At 60.1% G+C, this 20,290-nt stretch carries 17 protein-coding genes; 14 read left to right on the top strand and 3 right to left on the bottom strand.

Translation table 11 applies throughout. The annotated features are described in order from the left end of the window. Positions 1–66: 66 nt before the first annotated feature. Positions 67–2,739 (bottom strand): leucine--tRNA ligase, encoded by a 2,673-nt coding sequence (leuS, locus tag G7Y85_RS19540; RefSeq protein ID WP_166261548.1) that lies wholly within the window; start codon positions 2,737–2,739, stop codon positions 67–69. A gap of 168 nt (positions 2,740–2,907) precedes the next feature. Here leuS and G7Y85_RS19535 point away from each other — a divergent pair, with 168 nt between their 5' ends. The 12 genes from G7Y85_RS19535 to G7Y85_RS19480 all read left to right on the top strand — a co-directional run bounded on the left by G7Y85_RS19535 (position 2,908) and on the right by G7Y85_RS19480 (position 16,829). Further along, the gene (locus G7Y85_RS19535; RefSeq protein ID WP_166261545.1) at positions 2,908–3,342 is read left to right on the top strand and encodes a pilin; all 435 of its coding nucleotides are present in this window, start codon (positions 2,908–2,910) and stop codon (positions 3,340–3,342) included. Between the two features lie 277 nt (positions 3,343–3,619). Beyond that, entirely contained in the window at positions 3,620–4,051 is a 432-nt protein-coding gene (locus G7Y85_RS19530; protein ID WP_166261542.1) for a pilin, read from the top strand. Between the two features lie 156 nt (positions 4,052–4,207). Further along, on the top strand, positions 4,208–6,205 hold the full coding sequence (locus G7Y85_RS19525; protein ID WP_166261539.1) for a tetratricopeptide repeat protein: 1,998 nt from the start codon (positions 4,208–4,210) through the stop codon (positions 6,203–6,205). Between the two features lie 72 nt (positions 6,206–6,277). Continuing rightward, entirely contained in the window at positions 6,278–8,326 is a 2,049-nt protein-coding gene (locus tag G7Y85_RS19520) for a tetratricopeptide repeat protein (RefSeq protein ID WP_166261536.1), read from the top strand. An 8-nt stretch (positions 8,327–8,334) separates the two neighbouring features. After that, positions 8,335–9,309 (top strand): glycosyltransferase family 2 protein, encoded by a 975-nt coding sequence (locus G7Y85_RS19515; RefSeq protein ID WP_166261533.1) that lies wholly within the window; start codon positions 8,335–8,337, stop codon positions 9,307–9,309. A 7-nt stretch (positions 9,310–9,316) separates the two neighbouring features. Next, on the top strand, positions 9,317–10,429 hold the full coding sequence (gmd, locus tag G7Y85_RS19510; RefSeq protein WP_166261530.1) for a GDP-mannose 4,6-dehydratase: 1,113 nt from the start codon (positions 9,317–9,319) through the stop codon (positions 10,427–10,429). Then, entirely contained in the window at positions 10,422–11,408 is a 987-nt protein-coding gene (locus G7Y85_RS19505; protein WP_206675629.1) for a GDP-L-fucose synthase family protein, read from the top strand. The genes gmd and G7Y85_RS19505 overlap by 8 nt, the downstream gene beginning before the upstream one ends. 11 nt (positions 11,409–11,419) lie before the next feature. Beyond that, positions 11,420–12,769: a lipopolysaccharide biosynthesis protein gene (locus G7Y85_RS19500; protein WP_166261524.1), complete on the top strand. Its 1,350-nt coding sequence runs from the start codon at positions 11,420–11,422 to the stop codon at positions 12,767–12,769. 14 nt (positions 12,770–12,783) lie between these two features. Then, complete coding sequence (locus G7Y85_RS19495) at positions 12,784–13,887, top strand: DegT/DnrJ/EryC1/StrS family aminotransferase (protein WP_166261521.1); 1,104 nt, start codon at positions 12,784–12,786, stop codon at positions 13,885–13,887. Beyond that, positions 13,884–14,531 carry an LbetaH domain-containing protein gene (locus G7Y85_RS19490; protein WP_166261518.1) on the top strand — a complete coding sequence of 216 codons (648 nt, stop codon included), beginning with the start codon at positions 13,884–13,886 and terminating at the stop codon, positions 14,529–14,531. Before G7Y85_RS19495 ends, G7Y85_RS19490 begins: the two co-directional genes overlap by 4 nt. 401 nt (positions 14,532–14,932) lie before the next feature. Further along, a complete protein-coding gene (locus G7Y85_RS19485) occupies positions 14,933–15,733 on the top strand; it encodes a glycosyltransferase (protein WP_166261515.1) in 801 nt (266 codons plus the stop codon). Between the two features lie 31 nt (positions 15,734–15,764). Then, the gene (locus tag G7Y85_RS19480; protein ID WP_206675628.1) at positions 15,765–16,829 is read left to right on the top strand and encodes a glycosyltransferase family 4 protein; all 1,065 of its coding nucleotides are present in this window, start codon (positions 15,765–15,767) and stop codon (positions 16,827–16,829) included. Between the two features lie 90 nt (positions 16,830–16,919). On the opposite strand, the gene G7Y85_RS19475 is transcribed toward G7Y85_RS19480, so the two are convergent. Then, on the bottom strand, positions 16,920–18,068 hold the full coding sequence (locus G7Y85_RS19475; RefSeq protein ID WP_166261512.1) for a glycosyltransferase family 4 protein: 1,149 nt from the start codon (positions 18,066–18,068) through the stop codon (positions 16,920–16,922). A 3-nt stretch (positions 18,069–18,071) separates the two neighbouring features. Next, positions 18,072–18,926 (bottom strand): glycosyltransferase family 2 protein, encoded by an 855-nt coding sequence (locus tag G7Y85_RS19470; protein WP_166261509.1) that lies wholly within the window; start codon positions 18,924–18,926, stop codon positions 18,072–18,074. A 362-nt stretch (positions 18,927–19,288) separates the two neighbouring features. Here G7Y85_RS19470 and G7Y85_RS19465 point away from each other — a divergent pair, with 362 nt between their 5' ends. Together G7Y85_RS19465 and G7Y85_RS19460 are read left to right on the top strand one after the other, a co-directional pair. Next, positions 19,289–19,552 carry a ComEA family DNA-binding protein gene (locus G7Y85_RS19465; protein WP_166261506.1) on the top strand — a complete coding sequence of 88 codons (264 nt, stop codon included), beginning with the start codon at positions 19,289–19,291 and terminating at the stop codon, positions 19,550–19,552. Between the two features lie 77 nt (positions 19,553–19,629). Continuing rightward, positions 19,630–20,088, top strand: coding sequence for a flavodoxin family protein (locus G7Y85_RS19460; RefSeq protein ID WP_366515006.1), 459 nt, complete (start codon positions 19,630–19,632; stop codon positions 20,086–20,088). The last annotated feature ends 202 nt before the right edge of the window (positions 20,089–20,290 follow it).

The raw sequence follows: 20,290 nt of genomic DNA, 5'->3' as shown, positions 1-20,290 counted from the left end.
GGAGCGGCGCAAGCCGCAAGGGGCACCAAACGCCGCTCCTGCGGATTTTTTGCCATGGACAGGTGCTTACACCACCAGATTGACCAGCTTGCCCGGCACGACAATCTGCTTCTTGATCGCCTGACCGGCAATGAACCTGGCGACGTTGGTGTCCGCCATCGCCGCGGCGATGATGGCGTCCTTGTCGGCACTCGCCGCCACGGAAACATTGCCGCGCAGTTTGCCGTTGACCTGCACCACCAGCGTGATCTGATCGCGCACCAGCGCGTCGTCGTCGACCTTCGGCCAGCGTTGCGCAAGAATGTCGTCGCGCCCGCACAGAACCTGCCACAGCGCGTGCGAGATGTGCGGCACGATCGGCTGCAGCAACAGCGCGATCGTCTCCCAGATTTCCTGCTGCAGCGCGCGACCCTGCGCACTCGTATCGTCGCCGCGCGTCGCTTCGTTCATGAGTTCCATCACCGCGGCGATCGCGGTGTTGAACGTCTTGCGCCGACCGTAGTCGTCACCGACCTTGGCGATCGTTTCGTGCAGCTTGCGACGCAGCGCCTTCTGCTCGCCGTTGAGCGCCGTCTTGTCGAGCGCCGACGCGGGGCCGGCCTCGACATGTCCCTGCACCGCGCGCCACAAGCGCTTGAGGAAGCGTGACGCCCCTTCGACGCCGTCATCACGCCATTCCAGCGACTGCTCCGGCGGCGCCGCGAACATCGCGAACAGGCGCACGGTGTCGGCACCGTACTGGTCGATCAAAGCCTGCGGATCGATGCCGTTGTTCTTCGACTTGGACATCTTCTCGACGCCGCCGATCGTCACGGGCTGGCCATCGCGCTTGAGCCTGGCGAGGATGGGCTGAGCCTTGGCATCGAGCTCGAGTTCGACATCGGCCGGACTGATCCACAGCTTCTTGCCCGACGCGTCCTCGCGGTAGTACGTCTCCTTCACGACCATGCCCTGCGTCAGCAGGTTCGTGAACGGCTCGTCCGACGCAACCAGGCCTTCATCGCGCATCAGCTTGTGGAAGAAGCGCGCGTACAGCAGATGCAGGATCGCGTGTTCGACGCCGCCGATGTACTGGTCCGCGGGCAACCAGTAGTCGGCACGCTTGTCCAGCATGGACTGCGTGTTGTCCGGGCCGGTGTAGCGCGCGAAATACCAGCTCGACTCCATGAAGGTATCGAAAGTATCGGTCTCGCGCTCCGCGGGGCCGCCGCACTGCGGACAAGCGCATTTGCGCCACTCCGGATCGGCCTTGATCGGCGACTGCACGCCGCTGAAGGCGACATCTTCCGGCAACACCACCGGCAGCTGCTCTTCCGGCACCGGCACGGCATCGCAGTGGGCACAGTAGATCACCGGAATCGGGCAACCCCAGTAACGCTGGCGCGAAACGCCCCAGTCGCGCAGGCGGAAATTGACGCGGCGGCTGCCGGTTCCGGCTTTCTCGAAGCGAGCGGTGATCGCCTCGAACGCCTGCTCGAAATCCAGGCCGTCGTATTCACCGGAATTGATGAGCGTGCCGTGCTCGGTCATGCAGCCGGCGCGCACGGACTCCAGTTCTTTCATCAATGGCTGATTGGCCGGGGCGTCGACAAAATCGTCCTCGTCGGACAAGTCGCCGACCGCCGCGAGCCGCTGCATCAGTTCGCTCTCACGGGCGCCGCGAATGACCTGCTTGATCGGCAGACCGTACTTGCTCGCAAATTCGAAATCGCGTTCGTCGTGCGCCGGCACGGCCATCACCGCGCCGGTGCCGTAGCCCATCAGCACGAAGTTCGCCGCCCAGACCGGCACCTTCTCACCGGTGATCGGGTGGATTGCGGCAATGCCGAGCGGCATGCCGCGCTTTTCCATCGTCTCCATTTCCGCTTCGGCGACGCCGCTGCGATTGGCGTCCTTCAGAAACGCCGCGAGCTCCGGATTGCCCGCAGCCGCCTGCTGCGCCAGCGGATGTTCGGCCGCGACCGCCACGTAGGTGACGCCCATCAAGGTATCCGGACGCGTCGTGTAGACCGTCAGCGGCGCCTCGTTCTCGATCGGGAACTGCAGCTGCAGACCTTCCGAACGACCGATCCAGTTGCGCTGCATGGTCTTGACCGACTCCGGCCAGCCTTCCAGCTTGTCCAGGTCATCCAGCAGTTCCTGCGCATACGCCGTGATTTTCAGGAACCACTGCGGGATTTCCTTGCGCTCAACCAGCGCACCGGACCGCCAGCCGCGGCCGTCGACGACCTGCTCATTGGCCAGCACCGTCTGATCGACCGGGTCCCAGTTGACGACCGCGTTCCGGCGGTAAACCAGGCCTTTCTTCATCAGGCGCGTGAACAGCTGCTGTTCCCAGCGGTAGTACTTCGGATCGCAGGTCGCCAGCTCGCGTGACCAGTCGTAGGCAAAGCCCAGATGCTTGAGCTGCTCGCGCATGTACGCCATGTTCGCGTACGTCCACTTCGCCGGCTGAGTGTTGTTGGCGATCGCGGCGTTCTCGGCCGGCAGACCGAAGGCGTCGAAGCCGATCGGCTGCAGCACATTCTTGCCGAGCATGCGCTGATAACGCGAGATCACGTCGCCGATCGTGTAATTGCGAACGTGCCCCATGTGCAGCTTGCCGCTCGGATACGGAAACATCGACAGGCAGTAGTACTTCTCCTGCCCCGCTTGCTCCCTGACTTCAAACGAATGCCGGTCGGCCCAGAACGCCTGGGCGGCCTGCTCGACAACGGACGGCTGATACGGCTCGGACATGGAACGGGAACTGGAATCGAGATAAAGATTGTCAGTTTAACAGCGGCCATGAACCGCGACCGCAGCGCGTCAAATACCCGGCACGACCAATTGGGGGGGCGGGCCCCGAGGCGGCTGGCATGAACAATGCCCGTAACTCAGTCGTCACAGACTCAGGGGACTAGAAAAATGACACGCCGCAAGCCGGTTTCCGGCTTCACTCTGATTGAATTGATGATCGTTGTCGCGATCATCGGCATCCTGGCCGCCATTGCGATTCCGGCGTACCAGGACTACACGATTCGTGCCCAGGTTGCGGAAGGTTTGAGCCTCGCCACCGGGTCAAAGGCGGCGCTCTGGGATTTCATTTCCAATCGCGGCAGCATGCCGATCAACAACGCCAGCGCAGGTCTCGCATCACCACAATCGATTTCCGGCACTTACGTCTCTTCAGTAAATGTTGCCGGCGGGAATGTGACCATTACCTTCGGCAACAAGGCAAATGCCAGGATCAATGGCAGCACCTTGCTGATGTCGGCCACGACGCAAGCTGGCAGCATCATCTGGCAATGCACGGGCGGCGACCTTTCGTCCAAGTATCGGCCGACGACGTGCCGCCTGTGACGACGCGCCCATGCGTGCAGACTCGACTGATCAAAGACTTTCATCCGGAATTTCAGTCCGAATCGACTGATGACGGACTGACCATTTTTGTCAATAACTGACGAAATGGACACGGGCAGGCAACTGCTTCTGTCCGGAATTGATCCTGTAACCGGCGTCTCGCGCCTGATCCGGACGACGGTTCGGAAAAAAGGGCTTTAGTGGCACAGGGCTTGCGGAAAAAACCGCTACGCGGGGGACGTCCCAGCGGGGTTTTGAACCATCCATGGAGAGACAAATGAAGAAGATGCAACAGGGCTTTACGCTGATCGAACTGATGATCGTGGTCGCGATCATCGGCATCCTCGCTGCCATCGCCATCCCGGCCTACCAGGACTACACCATCCGTTCGCAGGTGTCGGAAGGTCTGTCGCTGGCCGATGGCGCCAAGACGGCGCTCGCCGAGTTCTACTCGAACAAGGGCGTCATGCCGGCAGACAACGCGTCGGCGGGCCTGGCCTCGGCCACCTCGATCACGGGCAACTACGTGAAGAGCCTCGACGTGTCGGCCACGACCGGCGTGATCACCGTCACCTACGGCGTCAAAGCGAACGCGAAGATTACGGATGACACGCTGCTGATTTCGGCGATCCCGAATGGCGGCAGCATCGCCTGGACCTGCAAGTCAACTGACCTTCCGTCCAAGTATCTGCCGTCGTCCTGCCGTTAAGTTTTTCAGCTGCGCAAGAAGGGCCGCTACGTGCGGCCCTTCTTTATTTGTAATCGGTGAAAATTCACGCGCTCTTCCAAGCCACGCAGCCCGGTGTTCAACATCACGACTCATTTACGCCCCCAGGGCCGATACGCGCTTCTGGGTTGCGGTCTGATGGCCGTTACGCTGGCGACAGTGTGGCTCGTGTACGCGCCCGGCCTGCATGGCGCTTTTCTTTTCGATGATTTCGCCAATCTGCCGGCGATCGGCGCGACCGGCCCGGTCGACAACTGGCCGGCATTCTGGCGCTACATCACATCGGGAACTGCCGATCCGACGGGTCGGCCGCTGACGCTGTTGAGCTTTCTGCTGGACGCGCGCGACTGGCCCGCAGACCCCTTTGCCTTCAAGCGCACGAATCTGTTGCTGCACATGCTGAATGGCGTCCTGCTATGGCACCTGCTGAGACAACTGGGTTTCTTGCTGGCCAAGCCCTCCCCACCCACCGCCGCACAGCGCGTCGAAATGGCCGCCGTATTCGGCACAGCGCTGTGGTTGCTGCATCCGCTATTCGTTTCCACAACGCTGTATGTCGTGCAACGCGAAGCGATGCTCCCTGCAACCTGCGTCATGCTGGGCCTGCTCGCGTGGCTACACGGACGAACGCATTTTGCTGCAGCAAGGCCCGGTCCGGGCTTGGCCTGGATACTCGTCGGCATCGGCGCCGGGACGTGCTTCGGCGTGTTGAGCAAAGCCAATGGCGCATTGCTGCCGGTCTATGTACTGCTACTGGAGCGGAGCATCCTGCGCGCCGCCCAGCCACTTCCGTCGCCGATCCAAGCGCGCTACTACCGCTGGCTCGGCTTGCTGGCGGGGTTGCCGACCATCGCACTTCTGGCATACCTCGGCTGGGAAGGCTATCGCGGCATCGCATCCGGCATTGGAACCCTGCGTCCCTGGACGCTGACGCAACGTCTGCTGACCGAGCCCCGGGTTGTCCTTGAATATCTGCGACTGCTCCTGCTGCCACAGCCATTTACGACCGGTTTGTTCAACGACCAGATTGCGGCGTCGCGCAGCTTGCTGTCCCCTCCTGGCACCGCACTCTCGATCCTGATCGTGTCCGGGTTGCTGGCGTTCGCCTGCTTTGCCAGAAAGCGCTATCCGATTGTCGCTGCCGCGCTGCTGTTCTTTTTTGCCGGCCAGCTGCTCGAGTCCACTACAATCCCGCTTGAACTCTATTACGAGCACCGGAATTACATTCCGGCCGTGCTGCTGTTCTGGCCGCTGGCATGGTGGATCTGTGGACTTGAGCTTCGTGCGCCAAGCGGCATGTCTCTCGCCAGTCCAGGCGCATTTGCAAGAGTACGGCTCCCCCTCGCCGTTGCGATCCTCGCCGGTCTGACACTGATGACGCACGCCCGCTCCAGCCTCTGGGGCAATGTCCGGGATCAGGCGATCTTGTGGGCGCAGATGAACCCCGCCTCACCCCGTGCGCAGGCCAATGCCGCCCAGATCGAAATGTCCGCCGGCATGCCGGACCGCGCCCAGGCGCGGCTGCTGCGCGCACTCGCAGCGCATCCGGACGAGACCCAGCTCGCGCTCAATCTGATCGCCGCACGTTGCATGCTCGGTGGCGCCGACTCAGGCTCGCTTCACTCTGCGGAGAACGCACTACGCACGGCCCGCGAAGGCGGCACCTTGCTGGTTGGCTGGTTCGAACGCATGATTATCAACGCTGCCGAGGATTCGTGCCCGGGCCTCGATCTGCACGAAGCGGATCGCCTGATCTCCGCGGCGTTTGCCAATCCTTTCACCGCGAATCAGCCAGGGCGGCTGCAGGATCTTCATTATCTGCGCGGCTCGCTCGCCATCAAACGCAAGGACGGCGACGCTGCATTGGCCGAATTCGATCGTGCCCTCGCCCTGCAGGTCCGCAGCGGGGCAGCCATGCGCTACGCTGCGCTGCTGGGATCCGCGGGCTACCCGAAACTGGGCCTGGAGCACCTCGACTATTACGCAACGATCAAGGAGCGCGCGTACCAGCCGGGCTGGGGCATGCCACGACTGCACGAACTGGTACTGCAAAAGCAGCAATACACGGACAACGAACTCTCGCACCTGCGTACTGTTCTGGAACAAGACGAACACGATGCGAAACGGCAAGATTGATCTCGAATGGTCTACCCATAAATGGCGGCATGCTCGCCCCGCAGCCGGTGCGGCCCGTCCCGGAACGAACAAATGTTGATCTCGCCAGCATCCGTACGCAGCCTCAAACCGCAACACCTCGCCTGGGGGCTTGTTGCCGCCGCGATGGTACTGACCGTGCTGGTCTATTGGCCGATGCTGCATGGCGGCTACATCTTCGACGACTACATCTATTTCGTCGACAACACCGACGTGCACGTCACCACGTTGAACAGCAGCGACTGGATCAAGGCCGCGTTGCAGCAATTCCACGGCGGCACCAATCAGTTCCGCGCACTGAGCATGCTGAGCTTTGCCGCGAACTACTACTTTACGGGGCTGGATCCGTTCTGGCCGAAACTCACCAATGTCGCGATCCACCTGCTCAACGGTTTTTTGCTTTTCCTGTTGATGCGCGAGCTGTTTCGCCTTCGACTGACCGTAGCGCGACTCGACTCGGACGCAATGCCCGGCGACGTGATCGCAGCCGTCATCGCGGCGGTCTGGCTATTGCTGCCGATCAATTTCACCGGCGTGGCGTATGTCGCGCAGCGGATGGAGTCCCTCGCCAATGTCTTCATCTTCCTGGGACTGTTCTGGTACTTCCGGGTGCGTCGGCGCGGCTACGCTACCGATGCGCAGGGAGGCTCCGGTCCGATGCTGTTCGTTTGCATGCTGGTCAGCACGGCGTTGGCGCTCGGCGCAAAGGAAACCGGCGCCATGCTGCCGCTCTATACCGCGTGCGCAGAATTCTCGATCACCCGCTTCCGAAAAGCCGATGGAGCGCTCAGTCGCCCGGCATTGTGGCTGCACGGGATTTTTCTCGGGCCGCCCCTCATTGCGGGCTGCGCATGGATCTCCACCTGGATCTTCCGCAGCATGGCACATTCCCGCACGTTCACCGTCGGGGAGCGCCTGCTGACCGAGCCGCGCGTGATCATGGATTACATCGGCTGGTCACTCGCGCCGAATCTCAATGCGCTGTCGTTTTATCACGACGACATCAAAGCTTCGCATACCCTTTTTGACCCGCCGACCACGCTGGTCGCGATAATTGCCCTGTTTGCCCTGCTGGGGCTCGCGCTGCGGTGGCGACGAAGCAAGCCCCTGTTCTGTCTAGGCGTGCTCTGGTTCTTCGCCGGCCACGTCCTGACGGGTACGGTCATCATGCTCGAGCTGGTTTTCGAGCATCGCAACTATTTTGCGTCAGCCGGTCTTTTGCTCGCCGTGGCATCGCTGCTCGCCATCGAACCCGGATTGCGTCTTCCGAGCGCACGCGCCGCGATTGCGGGCGCATTCATTGCGGCGTGCGCGTTCACGACCCTCTTGCGTTCAGAGGAATGGTCTGATCCGCTGCGCCTGGCCTATTCCGAAGCGCTCAAGCGCCCCGACTCTCCGCGCGCGCAATACGAGCTCGCACGCACGCTGGTCGTCGCGGCCGGAAAAGACGAGAACTCGCCATTGATTCCCAAGGCGATCGGCATTCTCGAGCGCATCGCCATGCGGCCGGACAGCGGGATCGCGCCGCTGCAAGCCCTGATCTTCGCCAGGCGCCACGAGCCAGAGAAGATCGATCCGCGATGGTGGCAGGCAATGTCCGAGAAGCTTCGCAGCCGCCCTCCGGATTCGACCGATGTCAGCGCGATTATCTCGCTGTATCACTGCCAGTATCGCGGCGAATGTCCGAAGCAGACATCGGAATTGCTGTCCGTGTTTGCCGCCGGACTGGAATCCTCGGATGGCAACGTCTATTTGATGAGCGCATACGCGGACTTCGCGCTCAACAGTCTCGGGGACAGCGAATTGGCGGAAAGAATGTCGCGCGCAGTCGTGGACGCAAAGCCGGATGTGCCGATCTACCGCGCCAATCTTGTTCGCTTGCTGATCGATATCGGCCATTTCGACGCAGCCGAATCCGAGATTTCCGGCATCGCGCCGCTGAACCATGGCGGGGCGTTGGACGGCTTGATCGCGACGCTGCGCAATGAAGTTGCAAATGGGAAAGCCGCAGCAATGGCAAAGCCGACGACACCGTCACCCGAAATGCCGACTCCCGACGCTGATGCAGCGGCGGTTGCCGGCTCCCCTGCCCAAGTTCATTGACACAGTTCATGAAGTTAATCATCCAGATTCCGTGTCTCAATGAAGCCGAATCGCTGCCCGTGACTCTTGCGGCGCTGCCGCGCAGCATTGCGGGGTGCAGTTCAGTTGAATGGCTGGTCATTGACGACGGCTCCAGCGATGACACCTCGGCCGTGGCACATCGGTGCGGCGTGGAGCATGTCGTACGCCATCCCGTCAATCGCGGTCTGGCAGCGGCTTTCATGACTGGGCTCGACGCAGCGGTGGCGCGAGGAGCAGACATCATCGTCAATACCGACGCGGACAATCAGTATGACGCGCGCGATATCGAAACCCTCGTGCAACCCATCATCAAGGGCGAGGCGGAATTCGTGATTGGCGCGCGGCCGATTGCAACCATCCGGCATTTCTCCTGGATCAAGCGCGCGCTGCAGAAGCTAGGAAGCACGGTGGTCCGCATCGCTTCGCGAACGACTGTCGCGGATGCGCCGAGCGGCTTCCGCGCCATGACACGCAACGTGGCACTGCGCCTGAATGTGTTCAATACCTACACCTATACGCTGGAGACCATCATTCAGGCCGGCCGCAGCAACATCAGGGTAGCGTCCGTCGCAATTCGTACCAACCAGGACATGCGGCCATCCCGCCTGGTAAAGAATATCGCTCAGTATGTGATGCGTTCGCTGGGCACCATCGTGCGCATCTTCGCAACCTATCGGCCAATGCTGTTCTTCTGGATACTCGGCGGTCTGTTCACGCTTGCGGGTCTGGTGTCAGGGGTACGATTTCTTGCGTACATGGCAACGGGGCATGGGGCCGGTCACGTCCAGTCGGTGATCCTGTCCACGCTTTGCGTGACGCTCGGCTTCCTGCTATTTATGCTCGGCTTCCTTGCCGACCTGATCGCAACAAATCGACGCCTCCTGGAGCGCATCGAATGGCGGATTCGAAAGCTCGAATTGTCGCTACCTTCCTCGTCACAGAATTCGTCAAATCTTCCTTGAGGGCCCGATGGCGAAGTGCGCATTAATTTCCGGAGTCACCGGACAGGACGGCTCTTACCTTGCGGAGTTCCTGCTGTCCAAGGGCTACGCGGTTCATGGGATCAAACGCCGCGCCTCGTCTTTCAATACCGAGCGCATTGACCATCTTTACGAAGATCCACATGCCTCCGGGCGCCGGTTCACCTTGCACTACGGTGATCTCACCGATGCGACCAATCTTATCCGCATCATCCAGCAGATCCAGCCGGACGAAATCTACAATCTAGGCGCCCAGAGCCATGTGCAGGTTTCGTTCGAAACGCCCGAGTACACCGCAAACGCCGACGCGATCGGCACGCTGCGCATGCTCGAGGCGATCCGGATATTGGACCTGGGATCCAAAACGCGTTTTTACCAAGCCTCCACTTCCGAATTGTTCGGAAAGGTTCAGGAGACCCCACAACGCGAGACAACGCCGTTCTATCCGCGTTCGCCTTATGGCGTAGCCAAGCTATATGCGTACTGGATTACGGTTAACTATCGTGAGGCCTACGGTTTGTATGCCTGCAATGGCATCCTGTTCAACCACGAATCGCCGGTTCGCGGTGAAACCTTCGTTACTCGCAAGGTCACCCGGGCACTCTCGAGGATTCACCTGGGACTGGAGAATTGCCTGTATCTGGGCAATTTGGATGCACGCCGCGATTGGGGTCATGCCCGCGATTTCGTGGAGGCACAGTGGCTGATGCTGCAGCAGGCTGCCGCTGAAGATTTTGTCATCGCAACCGGAACACAATATTCGGTTCGTGACTTTGTCACTGCCGTCGCGTGCGAACTTGGTATCACCCTGGAATGGCGCGAGAAGGGCCGACATGAGCATGCCGTCGCGGTGATGGCGCCTTCTGATTCGGCGGTAAAGCCGGGGCAGCGCGTCGTCGAGGTCGACCCTCGCTATTTCCGCCCGGCGGAGGTGGAAACCCTGCTGGGCGATTCGACGAAGGCACGCGAGAAGCTGGGTTGGACGCCGAAAACGAGCTTTGCCGAATTGGTGAGTGAAATGACGCGCAGCGACCTGGAGCTTGCACGCCGCGACGCCCTGGTCAATTCTGCGGGCTACCATGTACCCAGACAGCATGAGTGAAACAGGTTTTGATGCTTCGGCCCGAATCTATGTCGCGGGTCATCGCGGTCTGGCGGGGGCTGCTCTGGTGCGCAGACTCCGTCAGGCCGGCGCCGAGCATCTCATACTGCGCCGTCACGACGAGCTTGATCTGACCAATCAGGCCGCCGTCGAACACTTCTTTGCCGAACACCGCCCCGACTATGTGTTCCTCGCAGCCGCGCGGGTCGGCGGCATTCGCGCCAACAGCACGTATCCAGCCGAATTCGTCCACGACAACCTCGCGATCCAGAACAACATCATCCATTCGGCCTGGCGGAACGGAACCCGCAAGCTGCTGTTCCTCGGCTCGTCGTGCATTTATCCCAAGCTGGCGCCGCAACCGCTGCGTGAAGATTCGCTGCTGACAGCCCCTCTGGAATCATCCAACGAGTGGTATGCGATCGCCAAAATCGCCGGCATCAAGACCTGCCAGGCCTATCGTCGCCAATACGGCTTTGACGCGATCTGCGCGATGCCGACCAATCTCTACGGCCCGGGCGACAACTTCGATCCGCTGGATTCGCACGTTCTCCCCGGCCTGATCCGACGTTTTCATGAGGCCGTGCAACGCGGAGACGACACGGTGACGATCTGGGGCACCGGCACGCCATTGCGCGAATTCATGCATGTGGATGACCTCGCTGACGCTGCATTGCTGCTGATGCAGCGTTACAGCAGCGAGGAAATTGTCAATATCGGCTCCGGCGACGAGGTCAGCATTGCCGAACTGGCACAACTGATCGCGGAAGCGACGGGATTCCGTGGACGCATGGAATTCGATCCATCGCGCCCGGACGGAACGCCACGCAAGCGCCTCGATACATCAAGGATGGACGCGCTCGGCTGGAAAGCCGGCATCAGACTCCAAGCTGGCATCGTAAGCACCTACGCTGCGGTTGTCGCCGATCGGGAATTACCTCTGGGCAACATCAGGGCCCGTCAGATCAGGTCATCCTGATGGCTGCCCGCTTGGCGCGCATTCTGACCTCACCGCGCCCATCCTCTTTGATAGGGCATCGTGGACGCAACATTGCCAACACCGCCAGTTGGGCGCTGGCGGCCAAGCTGGCCGCCGCCGCAAATCTATTCGTTGCGGTGCCATTCGTACTCAGCTCGCTGGGGCCGAAGGAATTTGGCGCTTGGGCGACACTTGTGTCGCTCGTATATTTTGCGGGCTTCCTAGATTTCGGTTTTGGCAGCGGAACGATGAACCTCGTCGCCGCGGCGCGCGGTCGTGGTCAGAGCAGCGAAATTCCGATAATTCTACGTGAAGGCCGGCGCACTCTTTTTAAGGTCGCCGCGTGTCTGGCACTTACCGTGCTGATTGCGCTCCCGCTGGCGCCGTGGCACCGGTTACTCGGACTTCCCGAGACCATGTCGACGGATTGCCGTTTCGCGTTCGCAGCGGTTCTTTTTTCAATAGTAGCCGCAGTACCGCTAAATCTGGCAAACCGCGTACAGCTTGGCCTCGGCCATGGCGCGCGCGCGTTCCGCTGGCAAACTGCGGGGCAGCTGCTGGCGCTTGCGGTCGTGATGGCAGCTTCCGTTCTGGGAGCCACTCTGCCCTGGCTTACTCTGGCCGCAGTCGGCACACCGCTGCTCGCGTCAATAGGCAATACATTTTCGCTCGCACACGATCCAGCGACGCAAACCTCAGAGATTGTTCCATATCAAGCCAGAATCGCCACGCAGATTCGCCGCGAAGGTTCGCTGTTCTTCGTAATGCAGCTGGCAGCAGCACTTGCCTTTTCGGCGGACCTGCCGTTGATTTCAGCCCTGCAGGATCCAACACAAGCTGGTGTTTACGCTATCGTACAGCGGCTCTTCTCAGTTATTCCCCTGGCCCTCAGCCTAATATGGGCACCATTGTGGCCGGCCTATCGCAACGCGCTTGCAGCTAAAGACCAGCATTGGGTGCTAAAGACGCTTAGAAATTCGCTAGCGCTGGCGGGCATCTTCTCGATCTTGTTCGCTTCTGTGCTTGTGCTCGGGTTCAAGTACATCCTGCGGTTCTGGATGCATCACCCAATAGACGTGCCAAGCGCGTTGCTGACGGGATTTGCGCTCTGGTCGATATTTGAATCTGTCGGCTCCGCAATTGGCACCTTCCTGAACGCCGCCAGTGTGATGCGCTACCAAATCATCGTCGGCTGCACATTCGCTGCGGTTTGCTTCTCTGCAAAAATCTGGGCGCTAGCCAATATTGGCGTCGTGGCGATGCCGTGGACTACGCTGATTAGCTATATAGGATGCAGCCTTCTTCCCCTGATACTGTTTAGCCGTCGGATCCTGACTGACGTTCTCGCAAAGACGTACTGATTCGCGGAGTCGCGATGCAATACCGAATACCAGTCTACCAACCTGATCTCTCGGGTAACGAGAAGGCCTACGTCGCCGAGTGCTTGGACAGCACCTGGATTTCGTCCAAGGGACGCTTTATAGAAATATTCGAGAGGAATTTCGCGAACTATGTCGATGCGCCCTACGCAGCAACCGTGTGCAACGGCACAGTCGCCTTGCATTTGGCCTTGTTAGCACTCGGTATTGGACCAGGTGACGAGGTTATCGTTCCGACACTGACGTACGTCGCGTCCGTAAATGCGATCCGCTACGTTGGCGCGGTGCCCGTTTTCGTGGATTCCCTCGCCGATACTTGGCAGGTCGATCCTGACGACGTCGAGCGCAAGATTGGACCGCGTACACGAGCAGTAATGGCCGTACATCTATACGGCGGCGCATGCGAAATGGAGAGGCTCGCAGCAACCTGCGCGCGCCACCGCTTGCTACTAGTGGAGGATTGCGCAGAAGCGATCGGCACCCGACTTTTCGGACGGCATGTCGGCACCTTCGGAGATGTCGCCACTTTTAGCTTTTTCGGGAACAAGACGATTACAACAGGCGAAGGCGGTATGATCGTCTGTCGGAACGCAGAGCTCGACGCTCGCTTGCGTCACCTGCGCGGTCAAGGCTTGGTAGCACATCGCGAATACTGGCATGACGAGGTGGGCTACAACTACCGCATGACCAATATATGCGCCGCACTCGGGGTGGCGCAGCTCGAACGGGTTGATGCCATTCTGAATGGCAAGATTGAACTCGCCACGCGTTACCGCACCCGTCTTTCCGGTACACCTCTTACTTTCCAAGGAGTGCGCAGCGGAGAGGAGTCCTCGTACTGGATGGTAACTGCTCTGACACCAAGTGAAAGGCAGCGTGACCAGCTACGCTCGGCTCTGTCGGCCGGTGGAGTTGAAACGCGACCGATATTCCATCCAGTGCACACGATGCCAATGTACCGTGAAGACTCGGAGCAGTATCCCGTGGCCGTCAACATTGCGTCGCGCGGCCTGAACTTTCCAAGCTGGCAGAGCTTGTCCGAAGATGGGTTCGAAATCATCATCGATCTGATCTTGGCGCACTTCGGGGAAACCGCATGATCTTGGTATTTGGCGCCGGCGGTGTAGCGCTCGAAATCGCGTGGCTTCTCGACGAAATGAACCCACGAGATGGATCGGAGCGCGTTGCCGCGTTCGTCGTCTCCGACTCTGATTGGCGCCCGGGCGAAGTAATCGACGGTATCCCGGTGACAGCCGAGGGCCAGCTTCAGGACTTGTGCGGAAAACAACTAGTCGACGTGTACATTGGGATCGGTGACAGTGCGGCGAAACGGCGAGCACTGACGGCGGCCGAGAAACTACCGAACAGGCGCTACCCGCCGCTGATCCATCCGTCGGTCGTAATGGACAGGCGACCAGGCAAGGTGACGTTTGGCCATGGCGCAATCGTCTATCCCGGAGCGTCGCTGAGCACTGAGGTCGCAATCGGCAATTTTGTACATATCAATCCGAGAGTCGCCATAGCGCACCATAGCCGAGTAGGCGACTTTTCTACAGTGTGCCCCGGCGGAATAATATCTGGGCGCGTAAGCCTTGGTTCGGATTGTTTCGTCGGAGCCGGCGCGGTAGTCAAAGACAGCCTCTCAATTATCGACGGCTGCACGATTGGCGCGGGCGCAACGGTGATCAGATCCATTCTCGCGCCAGGCGTTTATATTGGAACACCGGCGAGGCCGAAGACGTGAGGGTTCTACTACCACTGCATGGATTCATTGCGTGGAACGGCGGCTTGGACTTCTCACGAATGCTGGTCGCAGCGCTGAGCCACCATTCAGTGGCTGCCGACGTTTCCCTTCACTGCGCGCTTCCGGAGCCTTCGCTATCTCAGCGGGCGTGGCAAAGGACAATGCGAAAATGGCGATCAATACGTTCGAAATCCACGACAGGCTCTAGTGCACCTTCGCTGGCAGGTATCGCTCGCAGCATAGCCGGTGATCACTGCCTCGTGAGATGTGCCAACAGCGGGAGCGGGATACTGCAAGCTGCCGAAAAAATTGGGGCGGATATCGTGTTTCCAACCATGCTCCCATTAGCTAGGGAGAGTGCAATCCGTATCGGATACATTTTCGACTTCCAGCATCGTCACATGCCGCACCTCTTTGCCCCGCATACCCGATACCGTCGCGACCGGCGATTCCGCGCCATTGCCGCAGCATCGGACGGCGTTGTCGTCAACTCGAAAGATACGGCACGAGATGTTTCAAAGTTCCTTCACGTTGATGCTTCTCGCATATTGGCAATGCCATTCACGCCCTATGCGATGCCGTGGTGGTTTGACGCTGATCCTGCGGTTATAGAAAAGCGTTACGACATCAGCGGTCCGTACCTTCTTGTATGCAACCATTTCTGGAAACACAAGGATCATGCAACGGCATTGCGAGCCTTCGCCCTCATGAAAGAGGATTCAAAGTGGTCAAATCTACGTTTAGTACTGACTGGCGATCCGATAGATCATCGCGATCCAGCTCACTACGGGCGACTGCTTGACCTTGCACGGTCGCTTCAGATCAACGCCGACGTAAAGTACCTTGGACTCATCCCCAAGCGCGATCAGCTAGCACTTCTACGCGGATGCGAAGCGCTACTGCAGCCCACCTTGTTCGAGGGAGGCCCTGGAGGCGGCTCAGTCTACGAAGCGGTCGGTCTAGGCGTTCGAACCGTGGTGTCGGACATTCCCGTCAACAGGGAGATCGATTGCGGAAATATAAGTTTCTTCGCGGCGGGAGACCACCGAAGCTTGGCCACGGCCGCTGCCGAGATGATAGCCACACCACACGAGCGCCCGCAGCGCGACGAACTCCTCTGGCTGGGAGACCAGCGACTGAAACATCTGGCTCGCACCATCGTCACATACCTTGATGGCTGCCGAGCCCGTGACGACGTATAGCCTTCACATAGCAAACTGAAGTGAGACATTCTTGCGAGTACTCTTCGTCTGCAAGCGACATCCCCAGCAAAGGGATCTGATCGCCCGCCCCTATGGTCGTTTCTACCATCTGCCGGTCGCGCTGGCCGCGCTCGGTCACGACGTGCGCGTACAGTTGTGCGGATACCAGAAACAGCCTTCACTGGAAATCGATCGCGACGGCATTGTCTGGTCGAGCCACGATTTCCTTACGCTCGGCATTCCGAAGCTATGGCGCACTGTAGAGTCGGAAGTCCGCGCTTTCAGACCAGACTGGATCGTCGGTTGCTCGGACGCCTGGGCGGGATGGCTGGCCCATCGTTTATCGCGCTCCGCAGATTGCAGGCTGGCGATCGACGCTTATGACAACTATGAAGCCTATCTGCCAGCCAACCTGCCGCTGCACTGGTTGTGGCGTCGTGCGGTGCGGGCCGCCGATCTCGTCATCGCAGCCGGTCCACAGCTTGCGGAAAAGCTCGGTCGCTCGCGGCAGAATCCATCCGACGTGCATATCCTGCCGATGTGTGCCGACCCGAACTTCTTTCGGATGGATCGTGGCGAATGTCGCAGGCGGCTAGGATTGCCAGAGCGTGCCACGCTGTTCGGCTACGCGGGAGGATGGTCGAAGAGCCGCGGATCAAATCTGATCCTCGATGCATTCGCAGCCGTTCGCAAACAACTTCCGGAATCGCACATGGTCCTTACGGGCAGGCCGCCAGCGCACGCCATCTCGGCACCAGGTGTAATCAGCCTCGGCTACGTTGACGATGCAGCGATGCCCGTGGTGACGAACGCAGTCGACCTGTGCTGCGTCGTGCTTGCAGACACTTCGTTCGGGCGATACAGCTATCCCGTAAAGCTTTGTGAAGCCATGGCGTGCGGCGTAGCCGTTGCCGCTTCGGCGACCGCCGCCGTGTCCTGGATGCTGAGCGACAATGCACACTTCCTTGCTCGCATAGGCGATTCCGCCGGCCACGCGCAACGGATGATGGAGAACCGCAGCATGCGCACGCCCGAATACAAGCTGCCGCCATCATGGGATACCAGTGCGCTGCGTCTTGAAGAACTGCTTGCGTGACGCGATACCGAACCAGCGTTCCGTCCCATCGCGTGCCAACAATGCCATCCGGCTCGAGGGCTGTTAGCCGAAAATCGAAAAGCGCCAGACTTACCTCTCAAGAATGGTAGCGCGCAGCTTCGCCCCAAATTCGCCCCACCCGAACTGCCGGGCGAATTGATAGGTTGTCCGTCGGAATTCGTCGGCCGCCGGGTCCGCCATGAGACGAACGACTTCCGCAGCGAACCGTTCATGATCTCCCGGCTGGACCAAAACACCCGAAACGCCATCTGCAACCGCGTCGGGGATGCCCCCGGTCGAATATGCAACGGTAGGTACTCCGCGCGCGGCAGCCTCCAGCGCAACCATCCCGAAACCTTCGGGATCGCCAGGAATCTCGCGCACCGGAAAAACGTGCAAATCAGCCGATCGATAGACTTCGTCGAGTCGCTGCTGATCCGTGATGACACCCAGAAACAGGATATTCGCGCCGACGCCTGCCGCGTCGGCAGCATCCTGAATGCTCTGTCGTGTCTGAACTTCAGCATGCAACGAATGCGTCGGCGCATCGCCGACGATGACCAGCAGAACTTCGGGTCGCCGCGCAACGATCTTCGGCAAGACGTCGCTCACGAATTCGCGCAATCCCTTGCGTCGCGTGAGCCGGCCAACTGATAGCAGCAAGGGCCTGTCGCGAATGTCGCTCCGGCTCCTGAATATTCCCGCGGCGGCAACATCCGGTGATCGCGACGAAATATCAGAGCCCGGATGAATGATGCTGATGCGCGCTGCGCGAATGCCCAGTTCAGCAGCCAGAGCCGCCGTAGCGCGGCTATTGGCAACAACGCGATCCATTCTCCGTAATGTCGGAAACCAGATGGCGCGATAGATCGGGTGCGAAACCGCAACATCCAGTCCATGCACGTAAACGACAGATGACGCACCGCACACTCGTGCCGCGATCCAGCACAAAGGCGCCGTCAGTCCGCTTCCCGCGAGCACAATGTCGGGTTGCCATTTTTGCGCAAGCTGGAGCGCCCGCCACATGGACTTCAGCAGGAACCATGGCAGTGGCTTGAGCGGAATTTCACTGACTGCAACCGCTGCCGGTGCACATGCCGCCGAACCCGAAGGTCCAACTATGCGCACCTCGGCTTCTCGAGATAGTTCTTCGGCGATATGCCAGTTCAGTCGCTCCATGCCGCCCCAATAAGGGGGAAGATTTCGAGCAACAATCAGAACCCGCTTCCTTCTCGCCATTGCTCAGTCGGCGCGCCGATAGGTCAGTGCCGTGATCTGCTCCGAGATCAATCCGATCAGAAACACGACCACGGCCGCGGAGAACAGCAGCACGCTCATGTTGGTGAGGCGATGTTCGGTGACAAACGTGAACATGTAGTGCCCGAAGCCGAGCAGGAAAAACATCACGCTGGCAGGAACAAAGAGTTTCAATGGCGAATAGAGTGTTGCGATCTTGAAGATGATCAGCAGGAAGCGCATGCCATCGCGGATCGGCCTGATGTGGCTTTTGCCGACACGCTGGCTGACGGCGATCGGCAGGTAGGCGACCGCGTAGGCGCTGCGGAAAAACGCCATCGTGCTGGTCGTCGGATACGAAAATCCGTTGGGCAGCAGATGCAGGAATTCCTTGAACTTGTCGGCTCTGGCGATGCGAAAGCCCGAGGTCAGGTCTGCAACCTGGCAGTTGGTCATCCGTGACGCCAGCCAGTTGTAGAGCGTGTTGGCCAGACCGCGACCGACCCCGGCCTGACCTTCCCAGTTCCGGGCACCGACGACCATGTCGTAGCCCTCTTCGAGTTTCGTTCTGAGACGTTCGATATCGGCCGGATCATGTTGGCCGTCGGCGTCCATGAAGACCAGGATGTTGCCGGTCGCAGCGCGAGCGCCTCGCTTGATCGCGGCGCCGTTGCCCATCGAATACGGCGATGACAGGCACTGCACACCGGCTTGCAGGCAAAGTGCACGAGTGTCGTCGGTTGAACCATCGTCGACCACGATGATTTCGGCGTCCGGTTGCGCCGCCAGCAACCGAGGCAACAAGCCCTTCAACGCTGCGGCTTCGTTCTTGGCCGGCAGAATAATGCTGACGTCGCTCAAATTTGGTCCTGTTTCGTGATTGCGGCGATCCGGAAGACACGCTCATCGCCTGCTATTGCCAAGCCAGGGTCGTCAACTTTCGAGTGCAGCCAGCGGTGCCATTGAGCCTTTCGTCGTGGGCTCACGTGGCGCGATCAGCACGAGGCACCGCGGCCGAGATCACCCTGCGATTCATCCCCCTCGTCCCGGGCGGCAGTATGCCGGCACATTCCCCAGCCTGCCATCCCTGTGACCTGGCACACAGTTGATGCCCGCTTACGGCAAGTGATTGATCAAAATGTGATCGTCGTCGCGGAAATCGCGGTGTGTGGTTCGGATACTCGCCTGGCACGGAACGTCCCGTGCTGACAGGGAGCCTGAAGATGAAAACAACCCTTTCAGCCGTACTGCTCGGCCTGGGTCTCGCACTCGCAACGCCGTCGTTTGCGGCGGTCGACATCAATACCGCCGACCAGAAGGCCTTGGAGAAGCTGCCGGGTGTTGGCCCGGCGAAGGCCAAGGCGATCATTGCGCATCGGCCTTACAAGACCAAGGAAGACCTCAAGAAGGTCGACGGCATCGGTGACAAGACCTACAAGGTTCTCGAACCGGAAGTCACGGTGACAGCCGGCAAGTCCGCGAAGTAGTACCGGCAATTTTGAGGTGAAGAACGGGCGGATCTTCCGCCCGTTTTTTATTGCGCCAAACGTGGCACGATCGACCCGTGAAGCATCTGCTCGTCATCTACAGCGGTCAGTCCGGACATACGCAGGCAATGTGCGACGCCGTGTGTGCAGGCGCCGCGGCCGAAGCTGCCGGTGTTGAAACACGTTGCCGGCAGGCATCCGAAGCAATTCTCGACGATCTGCTCTGGGCCGACGCCCTGCTGCTGGGGACTCCGGAAAACTTCGGGTACATGAGCGGTCTGCTCAAGGATTTTTTTGATCGCACCTACTACCCGGCCGAAGGCAAGACACTGGGATTGCCGTACGCACTGTTCGTCAGTGCCGGCAACGATGGCAGCGGCGCCGCGCGCGCAGTCGAGCGGATCGCCACTGGCTACGGCTGGAAAGCGATCGCCGAGCCCCTGATCCTGAAGGGTGATGTCGGCGAGGCCGGTTTGCAGCGGTGTCGCGATCTTGGCGAGGCTCTGGCAGCCGGATTGGCGAGCGGGATTTTTTGACGTGCCCTCTGCGGGAGCGCTGGATCTGCTCGCGAAACCGGGCAGGCCCGATAACGGCTCCTGCGCTGTGCATGAAACAAATAAAGACGGCTCGGTGCCCACCGCCAGACTCGTCTCCAGGCAGGCGCGGCGTGAGCCGCGATGTTCTCCTCGCAAACGGTCGCAGCTCGCGCCGCGCCTGCAGACCAAGCCCTCGCTCCAT

Origin of the sequence: Solimonas terrae, assembly GCF_011067135.1 — a bacterium.
GTDB lineage: Bacteria > Pseudomonadota > Gammaproteobacteria > Nevskiales > Nevskiaceae > Solimonas > Solimonas terrae.
Note: the sequence above shows the minus strand (reverse complement) of the source record. Positions and strands in the feature narration are given on the sequence as shown.